The 498-nt window shown below is 64.5% G+C and carries 1 protein-coding gene; it reads left to right on the forward strand.

Going from position 1 to position 498, the window contains the following annotated elements; translation table 11 throughout:
• Nucleotides 1–498: AMP-binding protein (locus IB266_RS30475; protein ID WP_192264440.1), on the forward strand; the 498-nt coding region annotated here is incomplete at both ends.

Genomic DNA, 498 nt, shown 5'->3' on the forward strand with positions numbered 1-498 from the left:
TACAGCTTCGACGTATCGGTGTGGGAGTTCTTCTGGCCGTTGATCACCGGCGCGACCCTGGTGGTCGCCCGTCCGGACGGTCATCGCGACCCGGCCTACCTCAGCCAGTTGATCCAGCAGGAACAGGTCACGACCTTGCACTTCGTACCGTCCATGCTGCGGGCCTTTGTCGAAGAGCCGAGCCTGGTCGACTGCCACAGCTTGCGCCAGGTGTTCGCCAGTGGCGAAGCCTTGCCGGTGGACCTGGTGCGGCGCTTCATGGGCCAACACCCGGCGGCGCTGGTCAACCTGTATGGCCCGACCGAAGCAGCCATCGACGTCTCGGTCTGGCGTTGCTCGGCGGACGACACAATCGTGCCGATCGGCAAACCCATCGCCAACCTGCGCTTGTACATCCTCGACGAAGCCATGCAGCCGCTGCCGATTGGCAGCATCGGCGAGTTGTACATCGGCGGCGTCGGCGTGGCCCGTGGCTATTTGAAACGCCCGGACCTGACC

Origin of the sequence: Pseudomonas sp. Pdm06, assembly GCF_014851795.1 — a bacterium.
Lineage (GTDB): Bacteria > Pseudomonadota > Gammaproteobacteria > Pseudomonadales > Pseudomonadaceae > Aquipseudomonas > Aquipseudomonas fluorescens_AA.